The following is a 17,850-nucleotide window of genomic DNA, read 5'->3' as shown; positions in this document are numbered from 1 at the left end:
CGCGAACGGCACGCCCGCCATACCCGTCACACCGCTCGACAAACGGGGTCCCTTTTGGACGCCGATAGGGGGTCCTTTTTGGACGCCGATTGACACGTATTGATCGTACGCGCCCACCATCGCCGCAGTGCCGCGACCGGCCTGGAATCGTATTGATCCAGATCATGCCCGTACCCGACCGTCCCGACGGCTCGTTTGCAGTGTCAAAGTACGAGGAGCCATCATGACCGATACCACGCTACGCGCCCCCTATTCGGGCGGCGAGACCCATCAGATCACCGACGATGCGCATCCGGTACTGACCACCAATCACGGCACGCCGATCGCCGACAACCAGAACCAGCTGAAGGCGGGTGCGCGTGGTCCGGTTCTGCTGGAAGACGAGATCTATCGCGAGAAGATCAACCATTTCGACCATGAGCGCATCCCCGAGCGGATCGTTCACGCGCGTGGGAGCGCGGCGCATGGCTATTTCGAATGCACCGACAGCCTCGCCGACATCACCGTCGCCGACCTGTTCCAGAAGAAGGGGCAACGGACCGAGGTGTTCACGCGCTTCTCGACCGTCGCGGGTGGTGCGGGATCGATCGACACGCCGCGCGACGTGCGCGGCTTCGCGGTCAAATTCTACACCCGGCAGGGCAATTGGGACCTCGTCGGCAACAATATCCCCGTCTTCTTCATCCAGGACGCGATCAAGTTTCCCGATCTGATCCATGCCGCCAAGATGGAGGCGGACCGCGGCTATCCGCAAGCGGCGACCGCGCACGACACCTTCTGGGATTTCATCAGCCTGATGCCCGAATCCACCCATATGGTGATGTGGGCGATGTCGGACCGAACGCTGCCGCGCACCTTCGCCAATATGGAAGGGTTCGGCGTCCACACCTTCCGCTTCATCAACAAGGAGGGGAAGAGCACCTTCGTCAAGTTCCACTGGAAGCCGAAGGCGGGCCTCGCCTCGACGATCTGGGACGAGACGGTGAAGATCGCGGGCGCCGACCCCGATTTCCAGCGCCGCGACCTGTTCGAGCGGATCGATCGCGGCGACTTCCCGGAATGGGAGCTGGGCGTGCAGCTGTTCGACGAGGACTTCGCCAACAGCCAGCCCTATGACGTGCTCGACGCGACGAAGATCATTCCCGAGGAGGTGCTGCCGGTCCGCATCGTCGGGCGGATGGTGCTCGACCGCTATCCCGACAATTTCTTCGCCGAAACCGAACAGGCCGCGTTCGTGCCGAGCCATGTCGTGCCGGGCATCGGGTTTTCGAACGATCCGCTGCTGCAGGGACGCCTGTTCAGCTATACCGACACGCAGCTGTCGCGACTGGGATCGGTCAATTTCCACCAGCTGCCGATCAACAGTGCGAAGGGGCGCGCCGCCGCGGCGGGCTGCCCGTTCATGAACCAGCAGCGCGACGGCCACATGCAGATGGCGGTGCCCAAGGGCCGCGCCAATTACGAGCCCAACAGCCTGGCACAAGCGGGCGAGGAAGCCGGTGCGCGCGAGGACCCGGATGGCGGCTACAAGACCTTCCCGTCGGAAGAGCAGGGCCATAAGCTGCGCATCCGCCCGGAGAGCTTCGCCGACCATTACAGCCAGGCGCGCCTGTTCTTCCGGTCGATGGATCCGGCCGAACAGGCGCACATCGCCTCTGCCCTGGTGTTCGAGCTGAGCAAAGTCAGCCTGGAGCATATCCGCATCGCGATGATGGCCAATCTGCGCAACGTTGACGAGGATCTGGCAAGCCGCGTCGCCGACGGCCTCGCCATGGACCTGCCACCCGCGTCGAAGACCGCCGCGCCGGTGCTCGACATGGACCCCTCGCCCGCGCTGCGGATCATCCGCGGCCCGCTCGAAAAGCACACGCTGGAGGGGCGCACCGTCGGCATCCTGATCGCGGACGGCACCAACTCCGGCGAGCTCAAGACGGTGCAGAATGCGGTGAAGGGCGCCGGTGGCACGGCGATGACGATCGCGCCCAAGGTCGGCAAGGTCCCGCTATCCAATGGCAGCACGATCGCCGCCGACGCACAGCTGTTCGGTCAGCCGTCGGTGACGGTCGATGCCTGTGCGGTCATCCTGTCGGAGGCGGCTTGCGCCAAGCTCGTCAAGGAAGGCGCTGCGGTCCAATGGGTGATGGACGCCTTCGGCCATCTGAAAGCGATCGGGCACAATGCCGCAGCCAAGCCCCTGCTCGACAAGGCCGGCGTCGAGCCCGACGAGGGGATCACCGATCTGTCCGGGTTCGTCGAGGCGGCCAAGAAACGCTATTGGGACCGGGAGGCCAGCGTTCGCACTCTAGCCTGAGCGTAAGCGTGGCTGGCCCCGGCGTGCGGCCAGCCACGATCCGCCCATAGGCAGGCAGACATCCGGCAGCGGTGCCGATGGGCGGCTGCCGGATGTCTGCCAGCGCGCAAACCTTGCGCCAGCGTGCCGGCACACAGAAACCAACATGGATCACAAACATTGTAAGCGGCACAACCATTTGGGACTGCCGCGGATGATTCAGGACTATACGCGGCGGAACCGGCGTCCCTCCGCATGCTGACCGGGTTGATCGATCGCCTGCGTGCCCCGACCGCCGATCCGGCACATGTACGCACGGACGGCTATCTGCCGCTCGCCGGCTATGGCGCGCTCGGCGACGGGCGGTCGGTGGTGCTGTCCGGGTGCGACGGGTCGATCGACTGGTGGTGCGTGCCGAACCTCGATTCCCCGCCCTTGTTCGACCGCCTGCTCGACGCGGATCGCGGTGGCCGGTTCAGCCTGACCCCGGACGGGCCGTTTACGATTCAACGCCGCTACCGCGACGACAGCAACGTCCTCGAAACCGTGTTCACGACGGCCACGGGACGCGCCCGCCTGACCGAGTCGCTCAACAGCGGCACTGCAGGGCGGCTCCCGTGGGCGGAACTGGCCCGACGGATCGAAGGGCTGGACGGGGAAGTCCGGTTCGCGCTGACGATGCGTCCGGGACGGCGCGGCGATACGGTCAATCCCTATCATTCGACGATCGGCGAACACACCGTGTTCCACGTCGAGCGTGTGCTCGGCCTGTTCATCCATGATGACGCGGTCGAATGCCGCTGGTCCGACGAAGGCATCACCGGTTCGGTGACGGTCGCAGCCGGCGAACGGCGCACCGTGGCGATCGTCGCGGGCCGCGACGAGCCGCTGGTCGTGCCGCCGATCGCGGAGATCGACGCCCGCATCGACACGTCGGATGCCGAATGGCGCGACTGGGCCGCCGGCGTCACCTATCGCGGCGCCGATCGCCCCGCCTTCCTGCGCAGTGCGCTCGCGTTAAAGCTGCTGCTCTATTCGCCGTCGGGCGCGATTGCCGCTGCCGCGACGACGTCGCTGCCCGAGGGGATCGGGGGTGAGAAGAATTACGACTATCGCTATGCCTGGGTGCGCGACGCCGGCTATACGATCAAGGCGTTCCTGACCGCGGGCGCGCAGGCCGAGGCGAAGGCCGCGTTCACCTGGCTGCTCAACCAGCTGCGCGAGACGGGAACGCGCGTCTGCTACACGCTCGGTGGCGGCGTGGTGCCGAACGTCTCCGAATGGGCGATGCCCGGCTATCGCGACAGCCAACCCGTCGTCACCGGCAATCTGGCGACGGATCAGGCGCAGCACGGCGTCTATGGCGACATCTTCGAAACCGCTTCGTGCTTCGTCGCGTGCGGCAACATCCTCGACAGCGCCAGCGCCGAATTCTTCTCGCACCTCGCCGATCAATGCGCGGATCGCTGGCGCCTGCCCGATGCGGGCATGTGGGAATTGCAGGACGAACGGCATTATACGATGTCGAAGATCAGTTGCTGGCAGGCGCTCGCCCGCGCGGTCGAACTCGCCGATCAGGGCCAGCTGCCCACCACCTGCCGCGAACGCTGGCAGCGCGAGCGCGACCGGATCAAGGACTGGATCGAGGCGGAATGCTGGTCGGACGAGCGCCAGGCGTTCGTCATGTACCCGGGTGCCGACGCGATCGACGCTTCGCTGGCGCTCGCGGTTCGCTTCGGCTTCGACGGGAAGGAACGGCTGCGCATGACGCTCGACGCGATCGACCGTGAGCTGGGCGCCGGCCCCTTCCACTATCGCTACACCGGCATGCCGCGGGAAGAGGGCTGTTTCCTCGCCTGTTCGTTCTGGATGGTGGAGGCGCGCGCCCTGCTCGGCCAGCGTGATCAGGCGCGGGCGATGCTCGACGAGCTGACCGCCGCATTGTCGCATGGCCACGGCATTCTGGCTGAGATGGTCGACGCTGACACCGGCGCCTTCCTCGGCAACCTGCCCCAGGGCCTCAGCCACCTGGCGCATCTGATGGCGCTGTCCGTCCTCAACGACGAAGCCGCCTGCGACTGAGCAGGCGGCCCCCGGCTACGCCTAGCCGGCGATCGTGAACACCGATCCGGAGTCGACGCGGATGCCGGCGCCGTTGATGAAACTGGCGCGCTCCGAACACAGGAAGGCGACGGCCGCGGCGACTTCCTCGGGCTTGCCGCGCCGCTTCAGCACCATGCCGGGGCGCTCCTCCTCGAGGAAGCTCGCGATCGCCTCGTCGAACGACACGCCCTTTTCCTCGGCGCGCTTGCGCATCATCTTGTCGGTCATCGGCGTCGCGATAAAGGCGGGCGACACGGTGTTCACCAGCACATTGTCGCAGCCATAGGCCTTGGACAGCCCCTTCGCGAGGCTGAGGATCCCGGCCTTGGACGCGCAATAGGCGAGTTCGTCGATATAGGGCTGCACCGCATCCTCCGACGCGAACAGCACGATGCGGCCCCAGCCCTTCGTGCGCATCGCCGGGATCGCCTCACGGCACATGCGCACCGCACCCATCAGGTTGATGTCCAGCGTCTCCAGCCAGCCCGCATCGTCCACCTCCAGGAAATCCCCGGTCGCTCCGGTGACGCCCGCGGCGTTGACGTAGATATCGGGATCGCCCAGTTTTTCGCGCACCTGCCGCCAGATCGCCGTCACCTCGTCTACCTTGGTCACGTCGCCTGTCACCGCGACGATCTCGCCGAGCGGAGACAGCTCGCGCACCGCATCGTCCAGCGTGCCGCCCGGCTTGTCGGTGACGGCGACGCGTACGCCCGCTTCGAGCAGCAGCCGGGCGGTTTCCTTGCCCATACCCGAATCCGCGCCGCTGATCAGTGCGATCCGTCCCGTGATACCCAGATCCATGGTCTTCTCCTTAACGTCGATTGGCGAGGAAACGGTCGGCCGTTCGCAGCGACAGCGCCATGATCGTCAGCGCCGGATTGGCGGCGAGCGCGCTCGGGAACACCGAATTGTCGCAGATGAACAGGTTCGCGATATCGAAGCTGCGACCATCGGGATCGACCACCGCTCGGTCTCCGCTGACGCCCATCCGGCACGTGCCGATCGTATGGGCAGAGCGTTCCACCGCCAGAATGTCGCGAGCCCCCGCCGCTTCCCAGATCGCGGTCATCGTCGCGCGCGCATGGGCATCGATCGCACGTTCATTCTCGCCATAGCTGAAATCGATCCGCGCCTTGCGCAGCCCATAGGCATCGGTCTCATCCGACAGCGTCAGACGATTGGCGTCGGACGGCAGGCATTCGCCGTTGATGCCGATGCCGCCCAGCCGATTGTAATCGTCGAGCAGATCGACCAGCGCCTGCCCCCACAGGCCGCCCCCGCGCGCCAGATTGGTCGCCAGCGTGACGGGCAGCACGCCCAGACTCTGCATCAGATACCCACCCGCGGCATCGAGGTCTGCGGGGCGCATCATATCCTCGCTGATCAGCGACGAGGGATAGCCGCGGTTCATGCGCATGTCCGCGTCGAACCGACCCCACACCTGCGTCGCGACATGCGCCATGAAATTGCGCCCGACCTGCCCGCTGGAATTGGCCAGGCCGAGGTTCAGCAGCAGCCGCGGCGTTTCCACGCCGCCCGCGCACAGGAACACGGCGCCGCAGCGCTGACGGACGCGCTGGCCACGGCGATCGTAGACCACCGCCGTCACGCGGCCGCGGCCGTCGCGCTCCAGATCGATCACCCGGCATTCCGCGCGCACCTCGGCACCATGCGCCACGGCGAGCGGCAGCCAGCTCGTATCCGCGCTGGCCTTGGCGGCGACGCGGCAGCCTTGGTGGCAGGTGCCGCAATTGATGCAGGCTTGTCGGATGCCCCAGTGCGGCTGCGCGCGATCCCGCGACACGAGCGCGGCCGGCGCATCGGTCGCCGTAATGCCCAGCGCCGCACAGCCGCGCGCCATCGCGTCGGCGGACGCGTTGCGCAGCACGGGCGGCAATTCGTAACGCCGCGCCGGGTCCCAGGGATAAGTCGCCGGACCGGACACGCCGATGCACCGCTCGACTGCCTCGATATACTGGGTCAGCTCCGCATGCGCGATGGGCCAGTCCTCGCCGTGGCCACTGAGCGAACGCAGCCGAAGGTCCCGTGCATCGGGCCGCGGGCAGAAGGCGCCCCAATGCAGCGTCGATCCGCCGACGCCCATGCCGCTGTTGTTGGCGCCGAACGCGGTGGCATCGGCACCGCCGCTCAGCCGTTCCTCCATCCAGTAGATGTCGGCCGCCAGTTCGTCGGCGACATGCTCGTCCGGACGAAAGGCGCGCCCCGCCTCCAGCACGACGACCGAGACGCCCGCCTGTGCCAGCCGGGCCGCCAGCGGCGCTCCGCCGGCTCCGCTGCCGATGACCACGACGTCGACCGGATCATTGCCGGTCCCGATGGCAGCACTCACGCGCGCGTGCCCGCGAGCTGTTGCCAGGGTTCGATCGTATCCGCGGCGGCGCGAACATAGCCCCGTTTGCGCGCGCCATCGCCGCCGATCGCGAACCCGTCGTAACCGATGCGCGCCATCGTCGCCGGCAGCGCCATCCACTGGCGCGCGATCTCGCCGCGCGCCTCCGCGAACCACAATTGCAACTGACGGGGTGACAGCGTTCCGCCGGTTTCGGCCGCCTCGCCCGCGGCCAAGCTCCGCAAGCAGCGCTCACGCGCAGCAGGATCGGCATCCGCAAATCCGCCCCCCATCACGTCGAGCGTGTCGAGCGCCGCGGGCCAGCACGTGGCGTCCGCGGGCAGCTCCGCACGCCGCCAGCCATCGCCCTGCCCCGCCGCCAGCACCGCATCGATCCGCCGGGCAAGCTCGCAGGGATCGCACGCCCCCGGCAAGACGGCCTCGATCAGCGCCACCAGCGTCGCCGCCTGTCGTTCCGACAGCAGCGTTATCGGGCCCGGCACCGCGTGACGTGCCGTCAAGACCGCGCGCGTGCGGGAGCTGACGCGGTCCGACGCCAGCAGCGCGATCATTGCCGGCGGCAATGCGCGGGCAAAGGCCGCGGACACGTGATCTGCAATCGCCGTGGCGACAGCCTCAGGCTGCTCATACGGCAGCAGATGCGCCGCCCCCTCGATCACGCTGATGCGACCGGCGGGATAATGCGGCAGGTTGAGGCGGCGTTGCGCATCCTCCCCCAGATCGTCATCCTCACCGCCCGCCAGGATCAACGCGGGCACCGCAATCTGACCCGCGGCCTCCCGCCAGTCCTCGCGGCTGCCGCGTTCCAGCCAGCCCGTCCAAGCCTTGCGCCCGGAACAGCGGACATCGGCGATGGCCTGTTCGCGGAGTGGTTCGGGCAACCGTGCGGCGGTGTTGTCGTCTACGAATTGCGCAGCCTCGTCCGCATCGATCGCGCCATCGGCAAACCAGTCGAGCATCAATTTGCGCCGATCCTCGTCCATCGGCTCCGGCGCGGGCGGTGACGCCGCCAGCAGAACCACCGCGGCGAGACCAGTGAAGCGCGCATCGCCATCGCGGGCATGCGCCGCTGCCAAGGTGGCGATCTTGCCGCCCATGCTGTGGCCGACCACCGCCCAGGACTGCGGCTGATGCCGGGCCACTTCGCCACCGAACCAGTCCATCAGCCCCGCGACATCGCACTCGCTGTCCGCGCTGCCACCAAAGCCCGGTAGGTTGAGCGGAATACACTCATAGTCTTCGCCGAGGGCGGCGATCACGCCATCCCATTCGCGCGCGCTCGCACCCAGCGCGTGGAGGAAAAACAAACAGGCCACGCGCGTCGACTTTCATGTAGATCAGCAACTTATATTGAAGTCGCGCGGCAAGCATTCGGTTCCAGAAACAGTCGAAATGATGCTTGCCGATTACCGGTCGCGGCCGCAGATTTTGCCCGCGGCCGCGACGGCACGATTACTCGCCGGTCGGTGATGCGGCGTTGACGGGATCGGGCACCGATACCGCCCGCAGCGTCTGCTCCTGCGCGTCCGGATCGATCCGGCGCGTGCGACCGATGTGGGGCACCTTCACGGACTGGCCGGTGTCCAGCGCCTTCACGATCGCTTCGATGATCAGCAGGTCGGCCAACCCCTCCTCGCCGTCCGGCTCCGGGCTCCGATCGTCGAGGATACAGTCGGAAAAGTATTTCAGCTCGCCGCCGAACTGGTCCGTCGCCTTGAACGTCTCATGGCTGTCCTTGTCGCCAATACGTCGCCGGTGCGCGAGGCCCTGACCGAAGCCAAAGGCGGGATCCATCTGGATCGATCCCTTCGTGCCCGCGATCGTCAGAGTGTCGACCTGGTTCGCATAATAGCTGACCGTGAATTGGGCCAGGCGGCTGCCTGGCATGCGCAGCGTCACCGCGAAGGTATCGTCCAGATCACCAAAGCCCGATTCCGGGTGACGTGTTGCGACCGCAGAGACGACCTCCAGCGGCTCCGCCTCGAACAGATAGCGGATGGCATTGATTGGATAGGGCGCCATGTCGAACAGCGGCCCCGCTTCGATCCCGTTCTTCGCGCGATGGTTGGCCGGGTCGACCATCTGCGTGAAGCAGGCGGTGAAGGCGATCAGGTCACCCAATTCGCCCGCACGAATGCGGCGAATGGCATCCAGCGTCGCCGGTTCGAAATGCAGGCGATAGGCGGTCATCAGCTTCGCCTTGCCCTTGACCGCCGCCGCCATGATCTCCCGCGCCTTGGCCGACGATACGTCGAGCGGCTTTTCGCTGAGGACGTGGATACCCGCTTCCAGCGCCGGCACCGCAAATTCGGCATGCCGCCAGTTCGGTGTCGCCAGATAGATCGCGTCAATCTCTCCCGATGCCAGCAAGGCCGGAAATTGTTCGTACCCGTACAGATGCTTGACGCCATAACGCTTACCGAGCTTCGTCAATTTTTCGGGGTCGCCCGACACCAAGGCGGTGATCGTCGAATTGCCGGTATGCGACACGCCCGGCATCAACGCCTCCTGCGCAATGTCGCCCAGGCCAACGATAGCGTAGCGAACCTTGCGGCCACCGAGGCCGAGTGCCGAAGCGATGCTCATGCGAAACTCCTGATCGGGGAAAGTCAGGCGCAACCGCTCCAGCGCGGTATATGGTTCCCCCGACCGGACAGCGCGCACCGGCCAGCGGACACTAGGTCTGGATCCCTCCCCTAAAGGCTCGTTTTGTCCGTTCGGTGGTTTGGTCGCGCAGTCGAATCGCAGGACAGGTCGAGCGCATGAAGACAGGGAAACCCATGTATGCCGTTCTTGGAGCGGTAGCGGCGGTCGTGCTGGCTGCCCTGGTCGTAATCGGCTTCCTCGGCGATCGGATGCCGGAACGGTCAGACGGGAAGACTGCCCTCGGCAAACCGCTGTCCGAGCAACAGCAGACGGCACGACGTCGCGCCACGATTACAGCGGTGGGTGCCGTCACCGCGATGTGAAGGAGCCGCGCTTAGCCATTACCTCACGCATCGGGCATCGACCGGCCCAGCGAGGTCCTCCAGTTCAATCCGAGCGCTATAAAACTCCGGAAAACTCAAGCAGCTGAACGATTTACCAGCCGCCGCATAGCGTCGACGATTTCGTCGCGGTTGATGGGTTTGGGGTAGAATTCGGTTCTCTCGGGCAGGTGGACGCTGTCTCGCGTGAAATAGGCGGCGGTGAGGATGATTTCGATCGGTGGCCAGCGCTTGCGGATCGCCGCCGCGATCTCGATGCCCTTGCGGCTGCGGGGCATGTCGAGGTCCATATACACCAGACGGATGTCCAGCCGCTCTTCCAGCAGCCGGATCGCGTCGGCGCTGCTCATCGCCTCGACGGCTTCGAACCCCGCCTTCTCGACCATGCCGATCGCGTCCATCCGAAGGATCGGTTCGTCTTCGACCACAAGGACCGGCCAACGGGTAAGGGGTTCGGACTGTCCCATGTCGTGTGCTGACGCGCTACGCCTCTTGAACCTGATAGAGCGGGGCCGTCGCAGTGACCGTCAGGCCCTGCGCCTCGTACCGGAGTTCAACGCCGCCGGAGCCGGTAAGACCCATGTGGATCAGCCGCGACCCGAATCCCTTGCGCGTCGGCTCCGCTGCCGGCGGCCCGCCCCGCTCCGTCCAGCACAGATCAAGAATCTCCGTGTCGCCCTCACGGCGCACCACCCAATCCACCGCCACCCGGCCCGCCGGCGCCGTCAGCGCGCCATATTTGGCGGCGTTCGTCGCCAGTTCGTGCAGCATTAGCGACAGCGACAGCGTCGCCCTGGGCCCAATGACCACGTCGGGGCCAGACAGCACGAACCGATCCTCCCCAAAGGTCGCCAGCGCACCGATCGCGACGTCGCCCAATTTGGCCGTGGACCATTGGTCGCGCGTCAGCACGTCGTTCGCCGCCGCCAGCGCGGACAGCCGCTTGCCGAAGGCGGTGACGGCCTCCTGATCCTCGACCTTGTCGAGCGTCTGGTGCGCGATCGCCTGCACGACGCTCATCGTGTTCTTGATCCGATGCGCCAATTCCTCGTTCAGCAGCATCTGCTGCTCCGTGGCCGCGTCACGGTCCCGCCTGGCGACAACTTCGGACGTGGTTTCGGTGACGACGAGGAAGATACCCGCGACCCGGCCATCCGCATCCCACAGCGGGCTGTGCGAGTGCGTGAAGAAGGCTTCCTTCGACACGCCGTCGCGATCCGGCGTGTAGCGGCCGTTCTCGATGAACACCGTTTCGCCCGCCAGCACGCGATCGAAGATCGGCGTCAGCTGGTCCCACATCTCCGACCACCATACGCGCGCCGGCTGTCCCAGCATCCCAGGATGCTTGCGGCCGAGGATGCGCGCATAGGCATCGTTGTAGAAGGTGAACAGCTCCGCCCCCCAATGCACCATCATCGGGAAGGCTGAGGACAACACGATCTGTACGGCGGTCTTCAAGGGGGCCGGCCAGCCGATTGGATCGCCGAGCGGATGCGCGGTCCAGTCGATCGCCCGCAACGTCGCCGCGCAATCGCCCCCCGATGCCGGGAACGGTAAGCGGGGATCGTGGACGGCGGCGATGGTCACGGAACGGGTCTAGCCATCCCGCGGCCCTTTGGCAGCGTCTTTTTTTCCGGTGCCCCTGCACGACGGGGCCACAAACATCCGGCGACGCGCGGTCGAATGCGATTAGACTGCTTCGGCTCCATATCGCTGTATCGGCAGCAAGCATCGACCACGCCGTGTCACGACCGGGAGGCCGGAGGCCGTTGCCGGATAGCAATCGCCCATCCCATCGCGAGCCTGCGTCAAATATACATCCAGTTTAGACTATATTTCATTACATGACGAAGAGGTGTTGCCATTTGCGTACAATTGTCGATCAGCCCATAACCGACTTGCGGCTAAATTCGACTGATGTATGTTACCGATACGGGGTAACGGTGAGACAAATGCCAGCTGCACATTGCGTGTCTTCACTGGACGGGGTCATCCTTCAGGCCGACCAGGCCTTTCTTGATCTGCTCAAGCGCGGGGAGAGCGATGTCATCGGCGCCTCGTTTCGCGACATTACCGACCCGCGCGATTTGCAGCGCAGCGTCGATATGCTTGCGATGCTGGAGGACGGCGCCGCGCCGCTCCGGTTTCAGAAGCGCTATCTGCGCCCGGATGGCACGTCGATCGCGGCCAATCTGCTCGTCACGCGCTTCTCCGACCCCGATCGCCTGATCGCCACCTTGTTCTGGCGGGATAACGGGCGGCAATTGCCGCCGGCCCGGCTATGGGCGACCGCCCTCAGCATCCGCCATGTCCATGAGACGCGCGTCAGGCTGTTCGGACCCGATCTGAGCACGGACCCGATCGGATCGATCCTGATAGGCGTCTATCTGGCGGAAGCGGAAGGGCGCAGCATCGGCATCAGCCAGATCGCCGCCTATGCCGGCATCGCCCGCTCGACCACGCAGCGCTGGGTCGCGGTGCTGCAGCAACGCGGCATCATCGAACGGGACGGAGACCCGACGATCGACCTGTTATTGACCCAATCGGGGTTGCAGCGGGTCGAAGCGATGCTCGCGACCGTTTACGATGCGCCCGACGCTGCGGTGATGGTGGCCTGAACCATCTGCATCACGTGATCGAGCTGCGCCGCCGCAGCGGTTTGCCCCTCCGCATCCAAAATGGTCATCGCGGCCTCGAGGTGATCGAACGCCTTTTGCATGCTGCATTTGTCCACGGTACACCTCAATCCTAAACACCCGTGGTCGGGTACGTTTTCGCAAGTGTACGGGACATGACCGGGCGACACCACTGTCTTCGTGCGCGACTCGTCGCGTTCGCGCCGACCGTTCCCTCCCTGAAAGCCGGTCGTCGGATCGGTCACGCCCGGCGCGACGTCGCACGGGGATGCAGCGCGTCCAGCGCGTCCGCATTGTCCCGCCCCCAGGCGTAGAGCAGTTCGACGAACTCCACGAAGCGCCGGCCCAAGTCGGTCAGGCGATATTCGACGGCGGGTGGTATGGCGCTCTGCACGTGCCGGCTCAGCAATCCGCTCGCCTCCAGATCGCGCAGCGTCTGGGTCAGCATCTTCTTCGATATACCCGGCAGGCTGCGGTGCAGCACACCCGTGCGCGCGGCGCCGCCATGACGGGCGGACAGCGTGTGGAGCACCATGCTGGTCCACTTGGTCGCGAACAGCTCCAGCACGCGGCGCGGCGCGCAATCCTCGCGCCATTCCTCATCGGGCGTTCCCGGTTGCATGTGGTTACCTCCTGGTGCCTGGGTACGCGAATGGTGCCGTCTAGAAGCGTGTCGGGGCCGTGCCTAGCTTCCGCCTATCAAGGAGATAGCTATGACGAAGACGGCATTGGTGGTTGGCGCGAGCGGGATCGTCGGCAGCGCGACGGCGGCCTTGTTGGTCGAGCAGGGCTGGACGGTCCACGGCCTCGCCCGTCGTCCGTCCCGCCAGCCGGGCGTACAGCCGGTCGCCGCGGATCTGCTGGACGCGCGCGCCACGGCCGCGGCGCTGCGCGGCATCGCCCCCGACGCCGTCTTCATCACGACATGGTTGCGGCAGGACAGCGAGGCGGAGAACATCCGCGTCAACGCGGCCATGGTGCGCAACCTTCTAGACGGCCTCGCCAAGCCGACAGGCCCGCGCCATGTCGCGCTGGTCACCGGACTGAAACATTATCTCGGGCCGTTCGAGGCCTATGGGCAGGGCACGCTGCCGCAGACGCCGTTCCGCGAGGAGCAGGGACGGCTCGACGTCGAGAATTTCTATTACGCGCAGGAGGACGAGGTGTTCGCCGCCGCCGCGCGCGACGGCTTCACCTGGAGCGTCCATCGCCCGCATACCGTGATCGGTCTCGCCGTCGGCAATGCTATGAACATGGGCACGACGCTCGCGGTCTATGCGACGCTGTGCCGCGAGACGGGGCGGCCGTTCACGTTTCCCGGATCGGCGGCGCAATGGTCGGGCCTGACCGACATGACCGATGCGCGGCAGCTCGCCCGCCACCTCATCTGGGCGGCGGACACTGAAGCGGCGCACGACGAGGCGTTCAACGTCGTCAACGGCGACGTCTTTCGCTGGCAGTGGATGTGGCACCGCATCGCCGACTGGTTCGGCATCGCGGCGGCGCCGTTCGATGGCATCGTGCGGCCGCTGGAACAGCAGATGGCGGACGACGCCGCGCTGTGGCGCGCAATCGCGACGCGCGAGGGGCTGGCCGAGCCGGACCTCGCCCGTCTCGCCTCCCCCTGGCACACCGATGCCGACCTCGGCCGGCCGATCGAGGTGGTCACCGACATGAGCAAGAGCCGCCGGCTGGGGTTCACGGGATACCAGCCGACCGACGATGCCTTTTTCGCCTTGTTCGAACGCCTGCGCGCCGACCGGCTGATCCCGTAAAAGCCGCACCGGCGCATCAGCCGAACACGCGACGATTCCCGGGTCGTCGCGACAGCTTTGTCGCTTGCCGTCCGTCACCGGATCGGCAGGGCGGCATGCCATATCGCCACGCCTCTCCCGTCGCGGCACCCTGCCCTGTCCCTGCGTCACGACGGGGCGAAAGAGGGGTTGATCCCACGCCCCGGAGGCGTATCTGGCGCCATCGGTCGCGGCGGTCGCGACTCGATTCCACGGCGCGCGTCTGCGCGCCGAAGAAGGACAGCAATGAAACCTCGATCTACCCCCATGTCCAGCGAGGGCGACAGTAGGAGCTTTGCTCTGCTGATCGGCATCGCCGGACGTGACCCGGTCGGGGAGTTCGTGCCCACCGCCTGACGCGGTGCCGCGATCTCCTGGACCGGACAGCCACCGGAACCAAGGAGGTCGCCCATGACCATCTATCTCGCGCGTGTCGAACGGCACGTGGACACTACCCGCGTCGAAGCCTTCAGCCGGCGCATCCGCCTCGCCGCGTCCCGTCCCCTGCACGCGACGGACGATGACCCGCGCCGACGCGTGGCGGCGTTCCGCGCCGCCTGATCTGCCGCACCCCTGAAAGATTACCCGCACGCGGAGTTCGTGCCATGACCTTGCATGCCCTGGCCCTGAGCGGCCCTGGCGGTGCGCGCCCGCCGCGCGCCACCGCTCATCTCGACAGCGCCCACACGGGCGACATCATCGGTGCGTTCGGCACCATCGCCGAAACCGACACCGGCGCGCGCCGTGGCTGGCGGCGCCGTCTGCTGACGCTGGCCGCAATCGTCGGCCCCGGCCTGATCGTCATGGTCGGCGACAATGATGCCGGCGCGTTCGGCACCTATACCGAAGCCGGCCAGAATTACGGCACCAGCCTTGTGTGGACGCTGCTGCTGCTCGTCCCCGTCATCTATGTGAACCAGGAAATGGTGCTGCGCCTCGGCGCGGTGACCGGGGTCGGCCATGCCCGGCTGATCTTCCAGCGCTTCGGCCGCTTCTGGGGGGCGTTCAGCGTCATCGACCTGTTCCTGCTCAACGCCCTGACGATCGTCACCGAATTCATCGGCATCGCGCTGGGCCTCGACTATCTCGGCGTGCCGCGGCTTGGCGGCGTGGCGATCGCGTCGATCCTGATCGTCGCCGCCGCCAGCACGGGCAGCTTTCGCCGGTTCGAACGCTTCATGATGGTGCTGGTGTTCGGATCGCTGTTGCTCGTCCCGATCGCCGTCGCGATCCACCCGCCGGTCGGGCAGATCGCGCGCGACATGGTGGTGCCGCACATGCCCGCGGGCGGGCAGCTCGCCGACGTCATGCTCCTGATCATCGCGATCGTCGGCACCACCGTCGCGCCCTGGCAGCTGTTCTTCCAGCAGAGCTATTTGATCGACAAGCGGATCGGGCCGCGCTTCATGGCCTATAGCCGGATCGATCTGTGGGTCGGCATCGCCGTCGTGATCGTCGGCGCCGTCGCGATGATGGCGTTCACCGCCGCCGCGTTCGCCGGCACCGCGGGCGTCGGCCACTTCACGGATGCCGGCGCGATCGCCCGCGGGATCGAGGCGCATGCCGGTCGGCTGATGGGCATCCTGTTCGCCATCGCGCTGATCGATGCCTCGATCATCGGCGCGGCGGCGGTGTCGCTCAGCACGGCCTATGCTATCGGCGACACGTTCGGCATCCGGCATTCGCTGCACCGCTCGCCGAAGGACTCGATCCCCTTCTATCTCGTCTTCGCCGGGCTGATCGCAGTCGCGGCGGCGCTGGTGCTGATCCCGGGCACGCCGCTGGGTCTGCTGACCAATGCAGTGCAGTCGCTCGCGGGCGTCCTGCTGCCCAGCGCGACCGTGTTCCTGCTGCTGCTGTGCAACGACACGGCGGTGCTGGGGCCATGGCGCAACGGGCGATGGCTGAACCTGTTTACCGGCGCGGTGATCGCCGTCCTCGTCCTGCTGTCGGTGATCCTGACCGCTTCGGTGCTGTTCCCGACGATCGGCGCGGCGGCGATGCTGTGGATTTTGGGCGGGGGATCGGCGCTGGCGCTGATCGGCCGGGTCGGCCTGCGCCTGCTGACCGGCGGGACGGCGGAGGCGATCGACCGTCGCGGCCGCGCGGACTGGCGAATGCCGCCGCTCGATACCCTCGCGCCCGCCATGCTGGGGCGGGTGGAGAAAGCCTGGCTCGGCATCCTGCGGCTCTACCTCGTCGTCGCCGGCGGCTTCGTGCTCGTCCGCATCATTCACCTCGCGCTGACACACCAGCTGTAACCGGCACCGTCCAAGGGGACTTATCATGACCCGGCTTTTCCCACTGGCGGGCGCCTGCGCGCTCGCCGGCCTCATCCCGCACGCGCCCGCTGCGGCGCAGACCGTCCAGGACCGCGCGCCGGCCGTCACCGCGCCCGCCACGCCGATCGCGCCCGACGCCATGCCGGACGAGCAGCGCTACGCGGTCCATGGGCAGGCGACGGTCGTCCTGCAAGCCACGCCCGGCTTCACCTCGCCCTATGCCGGCGCCAACAGCCTGACGCCGCATCAGGCGAAGGAAACCGTCGACGTCACGCTCTATGCCGGCGTGCGGCCCTGGGCGGGCGGCGAGTTGTGGGTGAACCCGGAGATCGATCAGGGCTTCGGCCTGTCCAACACCTTGGGCGTCGCCGGCTTCCCCAGCGCGGAAGCCTATAAGGTCGGCCGCTCCGCGCCCTACACGCGCCTGCAACGGCTGTTCCTGCGCCAGACCATCGACCTGGGCGGCGCGCACGAGGCGGTGGCCGGCGTCGCCAACCAGCTCGCCGGATCGCGCACCGCCGATCGTCTGGTGCTGACCGTCGGCAAGTTCGGCGTCGGCGACGTGTTCGACACCAACAGCTACGCCCATGATCCGCGTGCCGACTTCCTCAACTGGTCGGCGGTCGACACGGGCAGCTTCGATTATGCCGCCGACGCCTGGGGCTATAGCACCGGCATCGCCGCCGAATGGTATCGGGCCGCCTGGACGCTGCGCCTGGGCGCCTTCAACCTGTCGAAGGTCCCGAACGGCGAGACGCTGGAGAGAGGCTTCGGCCAGTATCAGCTCGATGCCGAGGTGGAGCATCGCCACCAGCTGGCCGGCCGGCCGGGCGCGGTACGCGTCACGCTCTTCCGCAATCGCGGCCGGTTCGGGCGTTTCGACGAGGCGCTGGCGCTGGCGAACCGGACCGGCGACGCCGCCGATACCGGCCTGGTGCGCAGCCGCCGCACGCGGGCAGGCATCGGCGTCAACGTCGAACAGGCCGCCACCGACACGCTCGGCGTCTTCGCCCGCGCCGGCATCGCGGACGGGCAGGTCGAGCCCTATGACTTCACCGACATCGACCGGACGGCGCAGGCCGGGCTGTCGCTGCGCGGGGCCGGTTGGGGACGGAGCGGCGATACGCTGGGGGCGGTCGTCATCGTCAACGCGATCAGCCGCGACCATCAACGTTATCTCGATGCCGGGGGCCTGGGCGTCCTCGTCGGGGACGGCCGCCTGCCGAACCCCGGTGCCGAACGGATTGGCGAGGCCTATTACAAGATCGCCGCCGCGCGGGGTTTAGAGCTGACCGTCGATTATCAGTTTATCGCCAATCCCGGCTACAATCGGGATCGAGGGCCGGCCAACGTGTTCGCCTTCCGGGCCCACGGCGCCTTCTGAC

The 17,850-nt window shown here is 66.8% G+C and carries 16 protein-coding genes; 8 read left to right on the top strand and 8 right to left on the bottom strand.

The window, feature by feature from the left end; translation table 11 throughout:
* Window positions 1-223: 223 nt before the first annotated feature.
* Entirely contained in the window at window positions 224-2,311 is a 2,088-nt protein-coding gene (locus GGR47_RS05985; RefSeq protein ID WP_147036480.1) for a catalase, read from the top strand.
* 234 nt (window positions 2,312-2,545) lie between these two features.
* The gene (locus GGR47_RS05980; RefSeq protein ID WP_147036481.1) at window positions 2,546-4,372 is read left to right on the top strand and encodes a glycoside hydrolase family 15 protein; all 1,827 of its coding nucleotides are present in this window, start codon (window positions 2,546-2,548) and stop codon (window positions 4,370-4,372) included.
* Window positions 4,373-4,393: 21 nt separating this feature from the next.
* On the opposite strand, the gene GGR47_RS05975 is transcribed toward GGR47_RS05980, so the two are convergent.
* The 4 genes from GGR47_RS05975 to GGR47_RS05960 form a co-directional block, all read right to left on the bottom strand.
* Complete coding sequence (locus GGR47_RS05975; RefSeq protein WP_043059477.1) at window positions 4,394-5,197, bottom strand: SDR family NAD(P)-dependent oxidoreductase; 804 nt, start codon at window positions 5,195-5,197, stop codon at window positions 4,394-4,396.
* Window positions 5,198-5,207: 10 nt separating this feature from the next.
* Window positions 5,208-6,746 (bottom strand): GMC family oxidoreductase, encoded by a 1,539-nt coding sequence (locus GGR47_RS05970; protein WP_147036482.1) that lies wholly within the window; start codon window positions 6,744-6,746, stop codon window positions 5,208-5,210.
* Window positions 6,743-8,083 carry an alpha/beta fold hydrolase gene (locus GGR47_RS05965; protein ID WP_244305104.1) on the bottom strand — a complete coding sequence of 447 codons (1,341 nt, stop codon included), beginning with the start codon at window positions 8,081-8,083 and terminating at the stop codon, window positions 6,743-6,745. Before GGR47_RS05965 ends, GGR47_RS05970 begins: the two co-directional genes overlap by 4 nt.
* A gap of 136 nt (window positions 8,084-8,219) precedes the next feature.
* The gene (locus GGR47_RS05960; protein ID WP_147036483.1) at window positions 8,220-9,353 is read right to left on the bottom strand and encodes a Gfo/Idh/MocA family protein; all 1,134 of its coding nucleotides are present in this window, start codon (window positions 9,351-9,353) and stop codon (window positions 8,220-8,222) included.
* Window positions 9,354-9,547: 194 nt separating this feature from the next.
* Here GGR47_RS05960 and GGR47_RS05955 point away from each other — a divergent pair, with 194 nt between their 5' ends.
* The gene (locus GGR47_RS05955) at window positions 9,548-9,736 is read left to right on the top strand and encodes a hypothetical protein (RefSeq protein ID WP_147036484.1); all 189 of its coding nucleotides are present in this window, start codon (window positions 9,548-9,550) and stop codon (window positions 9,734-9,736) included.
* 95 nt (window positions 9,737-9,831) lie between these two features.
* On the opposite strand, the gene GGR47_RS05950 is transcribed toward GGR47_RS05955, so the two are convergent.
* Window positions 9,832-10,221 carry a response regulator gene (locus GGR47_RS05950; RefSeq protein ID WP_020486457.1) on the bottom strand — a complete coding sequence of 130 codons (390 nt, stop codon included), beginning with the start codon at window positions 10,219-10,221 and terminating at the stop codon, window positions 9,832-9,834.
* A 16-nt stretch (window positions 10,222-10,237) separates the two neighbouring features.
* Complete coding sequence (locus GGR47_RS05945; RefSeq protein WP_147036485.1) at window positions 10,238-11,341, bottom strand: sensor histidine kinase; 1,104 nt, start codon at window positions 11,339-11,341, stop codon at window positions 10,238-10,240.
* A gap of 257 nt (window positions 11,342-11,598) precedes the next feature.
* Here GGR47_RS05945 and GGR47_RS05940 point away from each other — a divergent pair, with 257 nt between their 5' ends.
* Window positions 11,599-12,372 carry a helix-turn-helix domain-containing protein gene (locus GGR47_RS05940; RefSeq protein WP_276509904.1) on the top strand — a complete coding sequence of 258 codons (774 nt, stop codon included), beginning with the start codon at window positions 11,599-11,601 and terminating at the stop codon, window positions 12,370-12,372.
* Here the strand turns inward: GGR47_RS05940 and GGR47_RS05935 are convergent.
* Both GGR47_RS05935 and GGR47_RS05930 read right to left on the bottom strand, forming a co-directional pair.
* On the bottom strand, window positions 12,336-12,473 hold the full coding sequence (locus tag GGR47_RS05935; RefSeq protein ID WP_017978454.1) for a hypothetical protein: 138 nt from the start codon (window positions 12,471-12,473) through the stop codon (window positions 12,336-12,338). The two genes, GGR47_RS05940 and GGR47_RS05935, sit on opposite strands and share 37 nt — an antisense overlap.
* Window positions 12,474-12,631: 158 nt before the next feature.
* Window positions 12,632-13,012, bottom strand: a complete 381-nt coding sequence (locus GGR47_RS05930; RefSeq protein ID WP_147036488.1) for a winged helix-turn-helix transcriptional regulator — start codon at window positions 13,010-13,012, stop codon at window positions 12,632-12,634.
* 91 nt (window positions 13,013-13,103) lie between these two features.
* Here GGR47_RS05930 and GGR47_RS05925 point away from each other — a divergent pair, with 91 nt between their 5' ends.
* The 4 genes from GGR47_RS05925 (at window position 13,104) to GGR47_RS05910 (ending at window position 17,849) form a co-directional block, all read left to right on the top strand.
* Window positions 13,104-14,165, top strand: a complete 1,062-nt coding sequence (locus GGR47_RS05925; protein ID WP_147036489.1) for an SDR family oxidoreductase — start codon at window positions 13,104-13,106, stop codon at window positions 14,163-14,165.
* Window positions 14,166-14,594: 429 nt separating this feature from the next.
* Complete coding sequence (locus GGR47_RS05920) at window positions 14,595-14,744, top strand: hypothetical protein (RefSeq protein WP_017978451.1); 150 nt, start codon at window positions 14,595-14,597, stop codon at window positions 14,742-14,744.
* Between the two features lie 44 nt (window positions 14,745-14,788).
* Window positions 14,789-16,444 (top strand): NRAMP family divalent metal transporter, encoded by a 1,656-nt coding sequence (locus GGR47_RS05915; RefSeq protein WP_147036490.1) that lies wholly within the window; start codon window positions 14,789-14,791, stop codon window positions 16,442-16,444.
* Window positions 16,445-16,469: 25 nt separating this feature from the next.
* On the top strand, window positions 16,470-17,849 hold the full coding sequence (locus tag GGR47_RS05910) for a carbohydrate porin (protein ID WP_147036491.1): 1,380 nt from the start codon (window positions 16,470-16,472) through the stop codon (window positions 17,847-17,849).
* The last annotated feature ends 1 nt before the right edge of the window (window position 17,850 follow it).

Source organism: Sphingomonas aquatilis (assembly GCF_014196115.1).
Classification (GTDB): domain Bacteria; phylum Pseudomonadota; class Alphaproteobacteria; order Sphingomonadales; family Sphingomonadaceae; genus Sphingomonas; species Sphingomonas aquatilis.
Note: the sequence above shows the minus strand (reverse complement) of the source record. Positions and strands in the feature narration are given on the sequence as shown.

What these genes read in the sequence shown, in the direction of transcription:
- GGR47_RS05980 (WP_147036481.1), top strand. Translation starts at nt 2,546, where the DNA reads ATGCTGACCGGGTTGATCGATCGCCTGCGTGCCCCGACCGCCGATCCG.
- GGR47_RS05940 (WP_276509904.1), top strand. Translation starts at nt 11,599, where the DNA reads ATGACGAAGAGGTGTTGCCATTTGCGTACAATTGTCGATCAGCCCATA.
- GGR47_RS05930 (WP_147036488.1), bottom strand. Translation starts at nt 13,012, where the DNA reads ATGCAACCGGGAACGCCCGATGAGGAATGGCGCGAGGATTGCGCGCCG.
- GGR47_RS05920 (WP_017978451.1), top strand. Translation starts at nt 14,595, where the DNA reads ATGACCATCTATCTCGCGCGTGTCGAACGGCACGTGGACACTACCCGC.
- GGR47_RS05915 (WP_147036490.1), top strand. Translation starts at nt 14,789, where the DNA reads ATGACCTTGCATGCCCTGGCCCTGAGCGGCCCTGGCGGTGCGCGCCCG.
- GGR47_RS05960 (WP_147036483.1), bottom strand. Translation starts at nt 9,353, where the DNA reads ATGAGCATCGCTTCGGCACTCGGCCTCGGTGGCCGCAAGGTTCGCTAC.
- GGR47_RS05985 (WP_147036480.1), top strand. Translation starts at nt 224, where the DNA reads ATGACCGATACCACGCTACGCGCCCCCTATTCGGGCGGCGAGACCCAT.
- GGR47_RS05975 (WP_043059477.1), bottom strand. Translation starts at nt 5,197, where the DNA reads ATGGATCTGGGTATCACGGGACGGATCGCACTGATCAGCGGCGCGGAT.
- GGR47_RS05935 (WP_017978454.1), bottom strand. Translation starts at nt 12,473, where the DNA reads ATGCAAAAGGCGTTCGATCACCTCGAGGCCGCGATGACCATTTTGGAT.
- GGR47_RS05955 (WP_147036484.1), top strand. Translation starts at nt 9,548, where the DNA reads ATGTATGCCGTTCTTGGAGCGGTAGCGGCGGTCGTGCTGGCTGCCCTG.
- GGR47_RS05925 (WP_147036489.1), top strand. Translation starts at nt 13,104, where the DNA reads ATGACGAAGACGGCATTGGTGGTTGGCGCGAGCGGGATCGTCGGCAGC.
- GGR47_RS05950 (WP_020486457.1), bottom strand. Translation starts at nt 10,221, where the DNA reads ATGGGACAGTCCGAACCCCTTACCCGTTGGCCGGTCCTTGTGGTCGAA.
- GGR47_RS05910 (WP_147036491.1), top strand. Translation starts at nt 16,470, where the DNA reads ATGACCCGGCTTTTCCCACTGGCGGGCGCCTGCGCGCTCGCCGGCCTC.